We start from the raw sequence: 15,975 nt of genomic DNA, 5'->3' as shown, positions 1-15,975 counted from the left end.
TTTCCACAACGAAAATACGTGAATTTAAGTTATTTTAATAAAAAGCAAACAATTTTTATTAACAATTATACTATTGTGGAAAACTTGTAAAATAATTTGTTTATAAAATGTTGATAATTATGTTATTTTTAAACTAACAAAAAATTAGAGTTTTTATATAAACAAAATTAATATAATGTTAAATATGTATTATCAAAATAAATTTAATAAAAATAATGAAATTTTAGAAATGACCGGCTTATTTAAAAAAATTTTAGCTGGTGGTGATAAAGTTGATTGAGTTTACACGTTAGCATCCTTTCAAACCGAAGAGGGAAAGCACATAACAATTTACATTAAAAAAGAAAAAATTAAATTGATGACTTTATATAAAGTGACATTAACTAATAATTCAAGTCCTACTTACAGGAATAATAAAGTTTTGGTTTCTTTAGAATTAAGTAAACCCAAAACATCTTTTGAAATTAAAAAATCAATTTCACGTACTGTGTCAGGTGTTGGTCCTAGAACTATATTAAAACTAGATGAAAAATTTGGCGAAGATTGACCAGAAAAATTTCAAAATGATTCTGAATTTTTTCGTAATAAAATAACAACTACAACTTACGAATCATTATTAAAATATTTTGACGAATTAAAAGACAAAAGTTATGCTTTTTTTGTTAAAAATGGTTTGCAAAAACTTCACGATGTTTTAAAAAGTGATTTTCCTAATTTAAATTTGCTTGATTATTTTGAAAATCAAAATCCTTATTCTCTAGTTTTGCATAATGATTATGTTTTTGAAGAAATAGATAAATTAGGTTTTTTGTTACAAAAACACCACTCGCCCGAAAGGCTAAAAGCATTAATTTTTTCTTCAATTGAAAAATTAATGTATAACGGAAGTACGCTAGTTGGAATTAACGAGTTGTACAAATTTATTTTGAAAACAGAAACTATTAATGAACTTGATTTTTATGAATCGATTCAACAATTAATAAATGATAATATTATTATTTTTGATGAAAAATTTAAGCTTTTAACAACTTATAAAATGCGTCAAAAAGAAAAAGAAATTGCCGCAAATTTATTAGCGTTGAAAAATCAATCTAATAATTTCAAAAATAATTTAATTTTAAATTCATTATCACCACTGCAACAAGATGCATTTGATAAAGCAATAAGTAATGATATTTCTATTATTTCGGGTTTTCCAGGAACCGGTAAATCTTATGTTATTAAAGCGATTGTTGATCATTTTAAACAAAATAAAATTTATAGCAACTCAGAAATGGCGGTTATTACACCGACTGGAAGAGCTGCGATAAATATAAAAAATAAATTGAATATTGAGGCTAAAACTATTCATAGTTTTTTTAAAATAAGTGAAAACTCTTTTAAAACTACTTATAGTTCACTTGCTAATAATACAGATCACAAATTATTGATAATTGATGAATTTTCAATGGTAAATACAGATATTTTATACCTTATTTTTAAAAATTCACCTAATCTTGAAAAGCTAATATTAGTTGGTGATGCCGATCAATTACCTTGCATAGGTCCTGGAAATATTTTAGATGATTTGGTTAATTCAAAAATCTTTGCTACGACAAAATTAATTGAAATTTTTAGAACTGAAAATAAAGAAATTCCAAATCATTTTTTAGGTATTAAAAACAACGAAGGTATTAAATTAACAAATTTAAATCAATTTAAAAATGAGCAAAAATCAAAACCAATTGAAATTTTAGAGGCTAACAAACACGATTTTCAAAAATCCTTAATTGAAATTTATCAGCAAAAAGTTAAAGAATTTGGAATTGATAATGTTGCAGTATTATTGCCAATGAACCATAGTCCCAATGGCATTTTAAAAATAAATAAATTATTACAAAAATGAAATAAATTGAATAATTCCATTGATAAAAAGATTGAAAATTTTAATTTTGGTAGTGCTGAGAATCCAAAAATTTTTTATCTGAATGATAAAGTGATTCAAGGTGAAAATGATTATGAATTAGATGTATATAATGGTGAAATTGGCTATATTAAAGCGTTTGAAGGCAAAAAAGTTGTCATTGATTTTATTTACAAAGAAGTTGTTTATCAAAAAGAACAATTTAATAAATACATTTCTTTGGGATATGCTGTTACTGTTCATAAATTCCAAGGTTCTGAATCAAAGTCTGTTATTTTTGGTGTTTTAGAAGAATTTGAACGAATGATGGAAACAAAACTTATATATACTGCAGTTTCACGAGCTCAAAATAATTTAGTTTTATTAGGTGACATGCAAAAATATAATTATTATATTCAACAGCAAAAAAACGTTAAGTTACGGACTTCGTTACAGGAATTTTTAAAGAAAGAAGGTGTTTAATGAAACTTATTGTAGGGCTAGGAAATATAGGAAATGAATATAAATTTACCCGCCATAACGCTGGCTTTTTAGTTATAGATAAATTAATTGAAAAAACAGGCATTAAATTAAATAAAGATAAATTTAATGGTAAATTTGGGATTGGCGATGGTTTTATAGTTGCTAAACCATCAACCTACATGAATAAATCAGGTGAATTTATACACGCTTTATGTAATTTTTATAAAATTGATAGTTCAGACGTGATGATTATTTATGACGAAAAAGATTTTAAATTAGGTCAAGCAGCAATTAAAATTGGTGGTTCTAGTGCCGGACATAATGGCGTTAAAAATGTTTTACATTTTTTTCCTTGCAATGATTTTAAACGCTTAAGAATAGGAATAGGCAGAGACATGAATATAGAGTTAAAAAATTGAGTTTTAAGTAATTTTTCAGCTTTAGAAATGAATATCATTGAAAAAGTTTGCTCTGTTGCTGCCGATGCTGCTTTGTCTTTTGTATTTAACGATATAAAAACAGTTATTGAAAAATTTAATAGTGAAAATAAATAAGAAATTAATAGCAGTTAGTGGCGGACCTGATTCGATGTTTTTATTAAATTGATGTATTAATACATACGGTTCTCAAAATTTGATTGTAGCGAGCGTAAATTACAAGACAAGAACAGAAAGCGATTCCGAAATTGAACTCGTAAAAAAATACTGTAGTGAAAATAATGTTATTTTAGAAGTTTTTGAGTGTTTTTTTGCTTTAAACAAAGGTAATTTTGAAAATTGAGCTCGTGAACAAAGATATGAATTTTTTAAACAAATTTATTTTAAATATAATTGTGATTTATTGATTTTAGGACACCATAAAGATGATTTTATCGAAACAGCTCAAATGCAATTAGAAAGCAAAAGGTTTCCTGTTTTTTTTGGTATTAAATCAACAAATTTATTGAAAAATATGAATATTTACCGTCCTTTTGTTAATAAGTATTTCAAAGATGAAATATTATCTAAAGTTAGAGAACAAAATATACCGTTTTGTGTTGACCAGTCGAATTTTGACATTAAATTTAAGCGAAACCAATTCCGAAAAAATAATTCTTTTTGGACTAAAGAACAAAAACAAGATTTTTATTTAAAAATAATTAAAATAAACGACGATTTAAATTTACAAAACAAAAAAATTGACATTGAATATATAAATTGAACAAATACTGATTTTAGCCAAGACTTTTTTGCTAAAACCGTACATCAAGATCGCTTAATGTATAAATATATTCATAATTTTTTTGAAAATATAAAACTATCGTCAAAAAAAATTGTTTCTATTTTGCAATGATATTTATCAAATAATAGAACTTCAACATATCTATTAAAAAAAGACATTAAAATACGTAAGAAATCGGGTAAATTGCTAAATAAATTTTTTAATTTAAAATAAATACGATTATTGAGAAGTTATTACAAATTTTGTTTGCATATTTTTGTTTTTTCTTTGTCTAATTGAATATGATGTTAATTATATTATCATATATAATATATAAATATATACATAGATAGAAAGGAGACATATGAATAATAATAAAAATAAACCTAAAAAAAGTATAACTTCAATAGTTATTATTAGTATTGTTGTTGCTTTAGCAATTGGTTTAATTGGGTATATGTTATTTCAAAAATTCAGACCTACACCTAGCAATATTGGAATTAATGAATGATATGCTCAATTAGCTCAGTCAATTAAAGATCCTAATCAATACATAAATAATATTGATGTTCAAACTTATGAAGGTAAAGTTATTTATTCTTTAATTCGTGCAGGTAAAGAATTTAAATACAGTGTTAATGTTGGTCGCGATTTAGTAGATTTAACTAAAGATACACCTGTTTCGTTTAAAGAAGCAGCGGGATTGTCGATTAATCAAAATTTTACTTTATTTGAAGCTTTAAATAGAGCGGGAAATCATTTAGCAGGAACTAATTTTGTTGATCCAATTATTACTTCTACAAGAAGATCAACTCAAACTCCATTATTGTTTATTATAATTCAGTCAATATTACCACTAGTAATATTCTTGTTAATAGGTTGATTTTTGATGAGACCATTATTTAGAGGTGCTGGTGGCATGATGGGTGTTATCGGCGAGGAAAAAAATCCTGCAACAAAAATTAAAAGTGATAAAAAATTTAGCGATATAGCAGGTAATAAAGAAGCTATCGAAGAGATTTCTGAAATAGTTGATTATTTAAAAAACCCTAAAAAATACGCTACAGCTGGAGCTAGAATGCCTCGCGGGATTTTATTAGGAGGCCCTCCAGGAACCGGTAAAACATTACTAGCAAAAGCAACCGCTGGTGAAGCTAATGTGCCGTTTTACTTTATTTCTGCATCTAATTTTGTTGAAATGTATGTTGGTTTAGGAGCAAAACGTGTAAGAAGTGTAGTTGCTGAAGCACGTCGTAATTCACCAGCGATTATATTTATCGATGAACTTGATGCTATAGGTAGAACCAGAGGTGCAGGTTTAGGTGGCGGACATGACGAACGAGAACAAACCTTAAATCAATTACTAGTTGAAATGGATGGTATTAAAGAAAACACAGGTTTATTGTTTTTTGCAGCCACAAACCGTACTGATGTTTTAGATCCAGCTTTAATTAGACCGGGACGTTTTGATCGTCAAATTACTGTGGGATTACCAGATGTTAAAGAACGTGAAGAAATTTTAAATCTACACGCAAAAGGTAAAAGAATTTCGCCAAATGTTAAAATGTCTAATGTTGCCAAAAGAACACCAGGTTATTCAGGAGCGCAACTTGAGAATGTAATTAATGAAGCCAGTTTATTAGCGGTTAGATTAAATCATCAAGTTATTACTTTAGAAGATATTGATGAGGCAATAGATAGAGTAATGGCGGGACCGGCTAAGAAAAATAGAGTTATTTCAAAAAATGAATTAACAATGATTGCTTACCACGAAGCCGGTCACGCGGTTGTAGGTATTAAAGTTCCAGGGGGTAATAAAGTACAAAAAATTACTATAATTCCTCGTGGTCAAGCCGGTGGTTATAACCTAATGACACCTGAAGATGAAAAATATAATATGTCTCGCAACGAATTAATTTCTATGATAACTTCATTTATGGGTGGTCGCGCTGCCGAAGAGATTATTTATGGAGCTGATAATATTTCAACCGGAGCTAGCGATGATATTCAAAAAGCAACAAAAATTGCCCGTAAAATGGTTACAGAGTGAGGAATGTCGGATTTAGGTCCTATTCAATATGAAGCAGATGAAGGTTCACCGTTTTTAGGTAGAGATTATTTAAAATCATCAACATTTTCACCGGAAATTGCTAAAGAAATTGATTTAGAAGTGAGAAAAATTGTTCTTGAAGCCAAAAACAAAGCTGTTAAAGTTATTAACAAAAATAAAGAATTACTTGAACTGATTAAAACTGCTTTATTAGAAAAAGAAACTATTGTTTCTGAAGAAATAGAATATATAGCTAAAAATATGACTCTTCCTCCTGCTTCACAAAAAGATGATGTAAGTATCCAAAATCTTTCTATAGATGATGTTTTAAATGATGCAAGCAATTCAGTTAAGGAATAAAAATACAAAGAAATTGACTTAACAAGTCAATTTTTTTATGGTTTAGATTCAATAAACAAAATATTTAAGCGTGTTTATTCATTTTTTTTGATAGACTTTTAATATCAAAGGAAAAATATGATTTTTAACAGAAATAAATATACTTATATATATATATATATATATATATATTAACCTAAACAAGAAAATTGAAATTGGTGATTTAAAACAAATAAACACTTTAGAAGATAAAAAAAACAAATATATTGTTAAAGATTATTTAGATACATTTTTTAAGCACGATTTGAACGATGAATCTTTTTCTAATATAGAAGATTTTTTCAAAGAATTAGAACCTTTAATAAATTCATTTTACATCATTAATAATGATTTATTTTTTAATCAACACAAAACTGAAACCAGTTCTGATTCAATTTTTTTTATGATCTTTTTAAAAGATAATTACAAGTGAATTGAAAAAAATAGTTGTGTTTATATTAAAACTGATTACAAAAACTCAAAATTTGAATTTATTCGAATTGGTATATTAAACGATTTTAGTGAAACATATTTAAGTCAAAATGGTTACAAAAATTATAGTTCAGCATATAAATTATTTTTAACAACTGGAAAAAATAATTTAAACACAAATTTAAATTCCAGTTTAATAAATACTATATTATTTGACTCTCATAAAGATTCAAACATTTTTAAATCTAATCTTTCAAGTCAAAACGGCAAAATTAAATTAGATAAATCGTGAAGTTTTTACAAAGATTATATTGTTACCCAACGCAAAAAATATGATAAATCCAATTTAAACAGCATTTTTCCGATTGTTTTAAAAATAGAAGAAAACGCTACCTCTAAACTAAATTTTTTAGCTAGAATAGAAGAAAATAATCCTGAATTTGTAGATGTTGTTAATAATATGAAAAACGAATTGTTTTTTTATAATATTGAAGATAGTGACGAAAAAATTGTTCTAAAACGTAACATTGCTAAATTTGAAGAATTCAATTTGGTAGGAGAACTAAAACATAGAATCGAATTAATTTCTTCACAAATTAAATTAAACGAAATTCAAATAAAGGAGAATGAAGTTTCATATTTGAATCAAAATGAACAAGTATTAATTAAAAACTTAGAAAACAAAGTAAAAAATTATCAAACAAAATATAGTAACTTAAGTCAAGAAATTGAAAAAAATGAACAACTATTAAAACAACATCAAGATAAGAAAAATATAAATAACAAAGAAAACAATGAGTATGATATAGAATCATTAAAAAATGAAATTTCAGATTTAAAAAATAAGAAAAGAGAAATAAAAAGTGAGCTTGATGATTGCGTTGCACAGCACGATGCTAAAAACCAAGGCTACAAATTTTGGAAATCTAAAAACGATAATTTAAAAAATAAAAACGTGCAAAATCTTAAAATTATTGACAAATATCAGAATACTATTGAAAAACAACAAAACAAGTACAAATATTATAAATTTAACTTAAGGGATAATGAATTAGGAAAGTTAAATATAAATCAAATAACAACCATTAATTTAGATGAAATTGAACACAGTGAAAATTATTTAATAAAAATATTTAAAGATAATAATAATTTTATTATTTCGGATGAAGATTATGGAACATACGCAAAACATAAAAGATTTTATAATTCTTTATGTAATTTTAGATCTGGACAATACAAAAACCCGTTATTGGCAAAATCTATAGAAGACCCAGAATTTTTTAAAATAGATGAGCAAACACTTACTGATTACAAGCTAAATATGCCGCCATCAATTAAGTTAAATCTTAAACAAAAAGAAGCAGTTAAAAAAGCTATTTTATCCCCTTGTCTTTCGTATTTACAAGGCCCACCTGGAACAGGAAAAACACAAACTGCAAGTGCATTGATTTATCATATTATCAATAACAAAAGAAAAAATGTTTTGTTAATGTCCTCAACACACGAAGCTATTTTAAATGCTTTTGACCGAGTGGCTGAAATAACTCAAGATAATCCAAATTTTATTTTTTATAAAACAATTAGAGAAAAAAATGACAAACTAGAAAATCTAGATAAAAAAAATAATGTTGCAACAAATACTTTTGATTTAGATTATGCATTTTATAATTTTTCGTTATCTGCAATAAATTACAATTTAAAAAGAAATGAAAAAGATAATTTAAATATTATTCTTGGTCAATTAAAAATTATAAATGGCGTTAGCTTAAACGAAAATATTGAAAGCAACAAAAGAATAATAAATTTTTTAAATATTTTAAACAGTAATGATGATTTAAGTGAAAAAATCAGTAATTTAAGTCAATACAAATATGATTTTAATTCTTTATTTAAAAACTTGGAGATTGAATATAGTTATGAAGATATTAGCGACATTAAGTATTGTTTTGAGGACTTATTTGAGGAAATTAATCGTAGAAGAGGTAAAGAAGAAAAATATATTTCTGAATTATCAAATTTAATACTGAAAAATTTTAGATTAAAACAAACATATGAGTTTATTCAGCAAAATGATATAAATGTAGTTGGTGTATTTAAAAATAAAGAAAATATCGAAGAAATATCAGCAAAAATTATTCATAAATTAAAAATAATTCAAACCAAAATTAAGGCAAAAACAAATAACAATAATAAAGAAATAGAAGAATCGTTTTCAAAATATGTTTTTGAAAATAATTTAATAAATTTAATTGGTTTGACTACCACTGCTCAACAAATAATTAAACCTAAAAAAAATTCTGATTTAGAACCAAAAAAATTATTTTTACAATACCCAATTTATATGACAATTGTGGACGAGGTATCTAAAAGTAGTACACTAGAAATTATTAATTCTTGTATGCTTTCTGAAAAAATATTGCTTGCGGGAGATTATCGCCAACTTCCACCAGTTCTTGATTTTGAACAAGGTTCTATCACTCAAGAAAATATTAATAACATAGAAATAAATAAATTGTTAGATTCATTTCCACTTATTAAAGAAATAAGACCAAAGGTTTACAACTTGGAAGAAAAAAATAAATTTAAATGGTATTTTTCGGATGAAAATATAAGAGAATTAATTAACGAACTTAAACATCCATTTTTTAAGTTTAATGCTCTTAAATTAAAATCAAATAATCAGGAACCTAAACATTCATTTTTTAACTTTATAACTTTTAAATGAAATTCTAATAACCAAAAACATTTAAATTTTTATACTTTTTTAAATGAACAACATAGATTTAACGAAGGAATCCAAAAATATGTAAATGTTAATTATGATGGTGATGAAAAATTGAAAACAATAAACCAGAAATCTGGATCATATCTAGTAAATTATCTTAACAATAATTTAAAAATTAATAAGTCGGTTCTAGTTTATGATACTACTTATTTAAATGATTCTTTTTGTAAAATGATCAACGAAAATGATCCAGAACTAGCTGAAATAATAAACAGAAATTATCGTTACGCTTTTGATCAGACTATGACATTATGAAACAATAAAAAGAATACCGAATCCGCTATTAACGAGTATAACGCGACAACAATTGCCGATATCATTGAAAACATTATTTTGAATAATTATAATGGTCAAAAATTTGATTTAAAAAAAATTGGCGTTATTTCAATGACTAGAGCACAAAATAAAATAATAAGAAAATATTGAGATGAAAAGTTAAAACAACATAAAGATAAAACAATTAATCATATCAAAATTGATACTGTAGATAATTTTCAAGGTAGAGAAAAAGAAATTATAATAGTTGATTTTGTTAGAGCCAAAGGAAAATTTGAAAACAATAAACTTTTATATCCATCTTCAAGAAATTATGAATTTTATAAAAGTGCAGAACGCATTAATGTAGCTGTTTCTAGAGCCAAAGAAAACCTAATTTTAGTTGGAGCTTTTGAAGAATTACAAAATTTAGAGTTTAATGTTTCTTCTTGAGATCAAAAAAGTCAAAAAATAGTCAATAATTCAAAAAAAATATTGGCTGAATATTTAGATATAGCTAAACGCGACGATGTATATAGAAAGGTTGATAATGAATAAATCCGAGAATTTTAAGGCAAAATTATTAGTTCCATTACTTCAAATCCCCTTTGAAGCAAAATTTAAGTCAATTAAAGAATCTAATGATATTCAAAACATTATTATTCTTTTTTTATTATACGATTATGACAAATATTGCGAATTGACTGTTAAAGAGTTTTTGGCCAAAATTACGGGTGTTAATAGAACAAAATTAATTAATTTTTTGTTACAGGAATTTAAGTATTTATTAGACAATAAGATTATTTTATCAAACAATCTAGTAGGCTTAAGCATTTTAGAAATTGGAGAACTTTTTTTAACTCAACTTGGAGAAGACGACAAAATAATCAATCCTATAATTGAAAAAGAGTTTGATAAGGATAATTTTATTGGTCTTGAATCTGTAAGTGAAAGACGAAATTATCTTTTTAGTAAAAATTTACTTGATTTAACTGAAGATATAAAAGATATTCCTAGAGATTTACAACAAAATACCAAGAATGATGATTATGAATATATAGACACAAAAAATTTTTTTAAAACAACTTATCATACACTTTTATATTCAACTTTAAAAAATTATTTTAATAGTACCAATTTAAAAAACAAAGTTTTTGTTGATTATGAACTTCACAAAAAACAAAAAAATCAACCACCTCAAATAGAACAAGTTAATTGAGTTGATAAAGAATTTAATTTTAATTTGTTCCAAAATGAGATTAATACAAATGACGAAGAAACTTTAAAATTTTTAAAAAAAATAATCAATCTACAAATAGAAAGTGATGTTGAAAAAGAATTAAAAATTAATAAATTATGTGGAAAAATACTCAACACTATTGATATAAACAATTTAAAAACTGAATTTATATATGATGAAAATATCTCGCAAAAATTTTTATCTGTATTGTTAAATAACGAAATCATTAATAAAACATGAACTCAAAACGAAAAAGAATTATTTGATATATTTGATAAAAAAATACTAATTGATTCTAAACATGGACAAAAAATATTAACATTTTTAATTAGCGAACGCCATAGCAATTTGTTGTGGCGTTTTTCATCCTAAATTTGATTGTATTCTTTCGTTGTTATATCAAAAAATATATTCCTTAATTTTATCATTTAATTCATCAAAAGTAATTTTTGTGTAATCTAAATCATTTAATAATTCAGTTTTAATCACACCAAATCAATATTCAATTTCTCTATTATCTAAAGAATTGCCAACTCTAGACATTGAAACTGTCCCGCCGAATTTTATAATTTTATTAATGTATTCTTGATTTGTATATTGAAAACCATGATCCGAATGAACGATAAATTTATCAAAATTTTCGTTTTGAATATCGTTAATATTATCTAAAACAAAATCTAGATTATTATTTTTGCTTAATCTAAAACCTACAATTTTTTTACTTTTGTGATTGATGATAGCAGATAAATATACGTGATTTTCACGTACATCTTTTGGAGCATTTATGTATGAAACATCTGTAGCGAAAATATTTCTATTTTGGCTATCGTTGTAATCTCTTTGAACGGTATTTAAGATTTGACATTTTGTGTTTTTAATTTCTTTTCTTTTTCTTTTTTGTCTTAGCTTGCATTTAAGATTTAATTGATTTAAATATCTACCTAAAGTTCTGTCATTTATGTGTATATTATATTGATTAAATATATAAATACTTAGCTTTTTTCTGCCAAATCTGCCTTTATTTGCTTCAAATGCTTCAACTATAATTTTTGAATGAGGAATTGTTTTTTCTGTATTTTGTTTAACTTTCGCATTAGAAATGGTTTGTCTACAAAGACTAAAAAACAATGCTAGTTTAATAAATTGGATTTTTAAATTTTTAGCTTCTTCTTTTTTCTCTTTTTTGGGTTTTTGGTTTGTTATTTCATAATATCTTTTTGCGATTTCAATTAGATCATTTCTGTCAAAAATATCTCAATCAAAATCTGGTTCTTTTCTAGGTCTTCCGCTACCTGGTTTTCTGTCTTTGCCTTTTTTAGTTAATAATTTTTCTTTCACGCCTAAATTATAATATTTAATAATTTTAGCAATTCTTACTGCAAGATATTTTTTCTTAACTAATTTTGTTTTTGGAGAGATATTTCAAAGTGTTTTTATAGCTTGTGATTTTCCATGTTTTTGGTAAACCTCAAAGATTAAATCGAATTCCTCCATTTTTAAATGTCTTGACATATTTAGTCCTTTCAATTTTTCGTTTTTTTTGATTTTTGGTGGGGTATACCCCACCCCTATGGTTTGTATACAAAAAAATTAACACTTTACAATGTTAATTTTTGTTGTCCACCTTTAATTAAAGTTTAAATTAATGTTTAAAAATCAATTTATGGTACACTAATAAAGTAGATTTGAGGTTAAATGTCAAATAAAAAAATAAATATATTATTTATTGGTGATATTTTCGGTCAACCCGGCATAGATACAGTTGAAAAATATATTAATGAGTTAAAAATAAAATATAATATAGATGTCGTTATTGCTCAATGTGAAAATGTATCTGAACGCAAAGGCTTTACTGAATATGATTATTATCAACTTAAAAAAATAGGAATTGATGTTTGCACATTAGGTAATCATGTATGAGCAAAAGCTAGTATTTTTGACATCATTAATAATAAAGATATAGTGCGACCTTTAAACATTAACAGTTCATATCCTGGTCAAGGTAGTATTGTAATTAATGTCAAAAATTCAACATTACGTGTAAGTTCATTAATGGGGATAACATTTAATAAATTATTAGCTCCTTGAAACGAAGAATACGCAGATAATTTTTTTGATGCCATTGATGATATTATTAATTATGGACAAAAAACTGATTTTCATTTTATAGATTTTCATGCTGAAACAACCAGCGAAAAAGCTATATTAGGTTTATATTTAGACGGTATTGTCGATGCTGTGTGTGGCACACACACACATGTGCAAACAAATGATGCTCGTGTATTACCTAAGGGAACTTGTTTTATAAGTGATGCTGGCATGGTTGGTCCACATAATAGTGCTATTGGCGCTAATTACGATGAAGTTTATCGCCATATGCGCTACGCCGAACATGTTAAATTTAAAGTTTCTCAAAACGCAACTCAATTTAACGCAGTGGTAATTGAGCTTAATACAATTGATAAACAAAACAATAAAATACAAGCAATTTCCATTTATCCATAAACAAAAACTAACCCCGGTTAGTTTTTAATAATGGTTTTTAATTCGTTCAAAGTTTTTTTGGTTTTTAATTTCATATGCCTTAAGAATTTCATCTTCACTGTAGCCTAATAATTTAGCACAACCTAATGAAAGAGACAATAATTCCGAGATTATTTGTTTTGTAATATTATCTTTATTAATTGTTGCTACCTTAAATATTTCCAAAAATTGAGCAGTAGGGCATTGAGATACAATTTTAGGTTCGATTAAGGGATTAACATCAAGTTTATACGCATATGAGCCTAAAAAATGTAAAACATCAGCAAATTCTTCTAACGCTGCACCATGATTAATATTTTTATGTTTTTTTCAATATTTAAACGATTGAATTTCGTTGGCAAATTCACAAAATTCAACCAAAAGTGCTAACAATCATTTTGCTTGTCATTGTTCATTGGTAATAACTTCTAAATCTGAACGTGAAGAGATTGCTTCATCTAAATTTTTTTGCATTTGAAATATATGTGCAAAATCCATAATTGCTCCCTATAAATTTTGATATAGTTCCTTAAAATTATATTGATACACATTTAAATTTGCAAAATTTTGTTGTAGTTGATTAACAATATCAAATGCAAAAACTTGTTCATCTAAATGTGATATTTCTAAAATTTTAATATTATGTTGTTGATATAAAATTCACTCGTTTCATTTAATGTCGCTTGTAATAATCAACTCAGTATCATTTTGGCATAATTCATATGCTAATGTTGAAGGTCCTGAACCAGACAAAATTGCAACCTTGTTAAATTTTTTATCTAAATCTATCACATTTGTTCGCATAGCAGTGATATTTAATTTTTGCTTAAATAAATGTTGTAGTTGTTTAACTGAAATAGGAAATTTAAGAATGCTAGGATATAAATTGTTTTGGTTATAAATTAAAGCTTCTAAACCCAATTGCGAAGCAATTTGGTGTGAAGTACCCTGGGTATGATTGTCATAATTTGTGTGTAATGCCAATACATTTATACGTTTTTGTTTCAAAATGGTTAATATTTGTTTTTTATAGGGTGCTAAAATAAACTCTTCTTGTCAAGTTTTTGCAAATTTAAACGGGTGGTGTAAAATAATTAAATTAGCCTCTTTTTCAATCGCTAATTGTAATACTTCTTGTGTTAAATCAATCGCACACACAACAGCTTTAATTTTTTCGCTTAAATTAAATTTAACATTAAATCCACACGGGTCTCATATTTCAGCTAAATTTAAAGGGTATTTATTCAATAAATAATTACTAACTTTACGTAATTGCATTATTTAAAAAAATCCTTTAAATGTTTTCCTTTACGAGTACAATTTTTTAATTTTCTTAAAATTTTGTTTTCAATTTGACGAATTCGCTCTTTAGATACACCACGATCTTTAGCCAATTCCTCTAAAGGTGTAACTTTATATTTTTCTCCATTTTCATCAATTCCAACGCCATAACGTTTACAAATTAAAACATATTCATCTTTGTCTAATGCAGCGGCTAAAGTTTCATTTAGCATATCTACTAATTCTTCTTGGGAAGCAAAATCAATTGGATTTACTACGCTATCATCTTTAACAAAATCAGAAAACGCAGAATCATTTTCTTTACCAATTTGTTTATCCAACGAAATTGGGTCGATATTAATTTTGCGAATATATCTTACTTTTTCAGCTGTATAACCTTGACCAAATTTAGCAGCAATTTCCTCATCACTTGGTTCAGTTCCGTTTTCTTGGTGTAATTCTCGCTCAATTTTGGTTATTTTATTGATTGTTTCTACCATGTGAACTGGAACACGAATTGTGCGAGCTTGATCTGCTACTGCTCTTGTAATTGCTTGACGAATTCATCAAGTCGCATAAGTTGAAAATTTAAACCCTTTACCAACGTTATATTTAGTTACGGCTTTAACAATTCCAGAATTTCCTTCTGAAATTAAATCAATAAAACTTAGACCGCGGTTTTTATATTTTTTAGCGTTATTTATAACTAAACGTAAATTTCTTTTAATCAATTTATCTTTAGCTCTTTTACCTCTAAAACCACCTTTTTCCATTTCCAAAGCCAATTTTTCTTCTTCGGCTTTTGTTAAAAGTTTACCGTATTTACCTATCCAACGCATATATCATTTAACAATGTCGTTAGTTTCAGTTAATTTATTACGAAGTTGATTTGTTGAAGTTAAAGTGTCGTCATTTGATAAGTCAATATCCATATCATCATATGATTGAATTTTAAATTCTTCATCTGTTAAATTTTTGGTATTTTTTTTCTCGCTCTTTTTCTCGTTTTTTACTTCTTTTTTAACAATGATTTCGTCTTCATCTTCTTCGGCATAACTCGAATCATCAGAATATTCATAATCATCGTGAAAACTAAATTCTTCAGTATATTCATCCTCAAATTCGTCAATATCAATTGAGTTTTTAATGTCATCATCATCGTCAAATTCTTCAACAATGACATCAGCTTTTTTAAAAACTTTTTCGTTTTCATCGATTTCATCTATTATGTCATCTTTAGAAATATCATCTTCATCGCCTTCGTCAACTTCATCTAAAATTAAACCCGCTTCGTGCAAATTTTCTAACATTTCATCCATTAATTCATCTGGTATTTCAACTTTAATTTGGTCTAAATATTCAAAAATATCGCTTTGGGATAATTGTTTATTTTCAGTAGTTTTAGCATAGTTTTCTATTAATTTTATAACTGATTTTAACTCGTTGTCTTGCATTTTTGCTCCTTT

At 25.9% G+C, this 15,975-nt stretch carries 11 protein-coding genes; 7 read left to right on the top strand and 4 right to left on the bottom strand.

Annotated elements, in window-relative coordinates:
• Positions 1–175: 175 nt before the first annotated feature.
• The 6 genes from EG856_RS03620 (at position 176) to EG856_RS03595 (ending at position 11,077) form a co-directional block, all read left to right on the top strand.
• Positions 176–2,365 (top strand): ATP-dependent DNA helicase, encoded by a 2,190-nt coding sequence (locus EG856_RS03620; RefSeq protein ID WP_130429754.1) that lies wholly within the window; start codon positions 176–178, stop codon positions 2,363–2,365.
• Positions 2,365–2,919, top strand: a complete 555-nt coding sequence (pth, locus tag EG856_RS03615) for an aminoacyl-tRNA hydrolase (RefSeq protein ID WP_130429753.1) — start codon at positions 2,365–2,367, stop codon at positions 2,917–2,919. Before EG856_RS03620 ends, pth begins: the two co-directional genes overlap by 1 nt.
• The gene (gene tilS / locus EG856_RS03610; protein ID WP_130429752.1) at positions 2,906–3,799 is read left to right on the top strand and encodes a tRNA lysidine(34) synthetase TilS; all 894 of its coding nucleotides are present in this window, start codon (positions 2,906–2,908) and stop codon (positions 3,797–3,799) included. The genes pth and tilS overlap by 14 nt, the downstream gene beginning before the upstream one ends.
• A 130-nt stretch (positions 3,800–3,929) precedes the next feature.
• Complete coding sequence (gene ftsH, locus EG856_RS03605) at positions 3,930–5,975, top strand: ATP-dependent zinc metalloprotease FtsH (RefSeq protein ID WP_130429751.1); 2,046 nt, start codon at positions 3,930–3,932, stop codon at positions 5,973–5,975.
• Positions 5,976–6,258: 283 nt separating this feature from the next.
• Positions 6,259–10,023, top strand: coding sequence for an AAA domain-containing protein (locus tag EG856_RS03600; RefSeq protein ID WP_130429750.1), 3,765 nt, complete (start codon positions 6,259–6,261; stop codon positions 10,021–10,023).
• The gene (locus tag EG856_RS03595; RefSeq protein WP_130429749.1) at positions 10,016–11,077 is read left to right on the top strand and encodes a hypothetical protein; all 1,062 of its coding nucleotides are present in this window, start codon (positions 10,016–10,018) and stop codon (positions 11,075–11,077) included. The genes EG856_RS03600 and EG856_RS03595 overlap by 8 nt, the downstream gene beginning before the upstream one ends.
• On the opposite strand, the gene EG856_RS03590 is transcribed toward EG856_RS03595, so the two are convergent.
• Complete coding sequence (locus tag EG856_RS03590) at positions 11,030–12,217, bottom strand: IS3 family transposase (RefSeq protein WP_130429748.1); 1,188 nt, start codon at positions 12,215–12,217, stop codon at positions 11,030–11,032. The genes EG856_RS03595 and EG856_RS03590 overlap by 48 nt on opposite strands.
• Positions 12,218–12,400: 183 nt before the next feature.
• Between EG856_RS03590 and EG856_RS03585 the strand changes: the two genes are divergently transcribed.
• Entirely contained in the window at positions 12,401–13,210 is an 810-nt protein-coding gene (locus EG856_RS03585) for a TIGR00282 family metallophosphoesterase (RefSeq protein WP_130429747.1), read from the top strand.
• A gap of 24 nt (positions 13,211–13,234) precedes the next feature.
• On the opposite strand, the gene EG856_RS03580 is transcribed toward EG856_RS03585, so the two are convergent.
• From EG856_RS03580 to EG856_RS03570, 3 genes are read right to left on the bottom strand one after another with little or no spacing between them, the layout of a single operon-like run.
• Positions 13,235–13,726, bottom strand: a complete 492-nt coding sequence (locus EG856_RS03580; protein ID WP_130429746.1) for a dUTP diphosphatase — start codon at positions 13,724–13,726, stop codon at positions 13,235–13,237.
• Between the two features lie 9 nt (positions 13,727–13,735).
• Positions 13,736–14,506, bottom strand: a complete 771-nt coding sequence (locus EG856_RS03575; protein WP_130429745.1) for a Nif3-like dinuclear metal center hexameric protein — start codon at positions 14,504–14,506, stop codon at positions 13,736–13,738.
• A complete protein-coding gene (locus EG856_RS03570; RefSeq protein WP_130429744.1) occupies positions 14,506–15,963 on the bottom strand; it encodes an RNA polymerase sigma factor in 1,458 nt (485 codons plus the stop codon). The genes EG856_RS03575 and EG856_RS03570 overlap by 1 nt, the downstream gene beginning before the upstream one ends.
• Positions 15,964–15,975: the final 12 nt, after the last annotated feature.

The sequence above is a fragment of the Mycoplasmopsis phocirhinis genome (assembly GCF_004216495.1).
Taxonomy (GTDB): Bacteria; Bacillota_I; Bacilli_A; order Mycoplasmatales; family Metamycoplasmataceae; genus Mycoplasmopsis; species Mycoplasmopsis phocirhinis.
The sequence above is the reverse complement of the archived record's forward strand: the minus strand, read 5'-3'. Positions and strand labels throughout refer to the sequence as shown.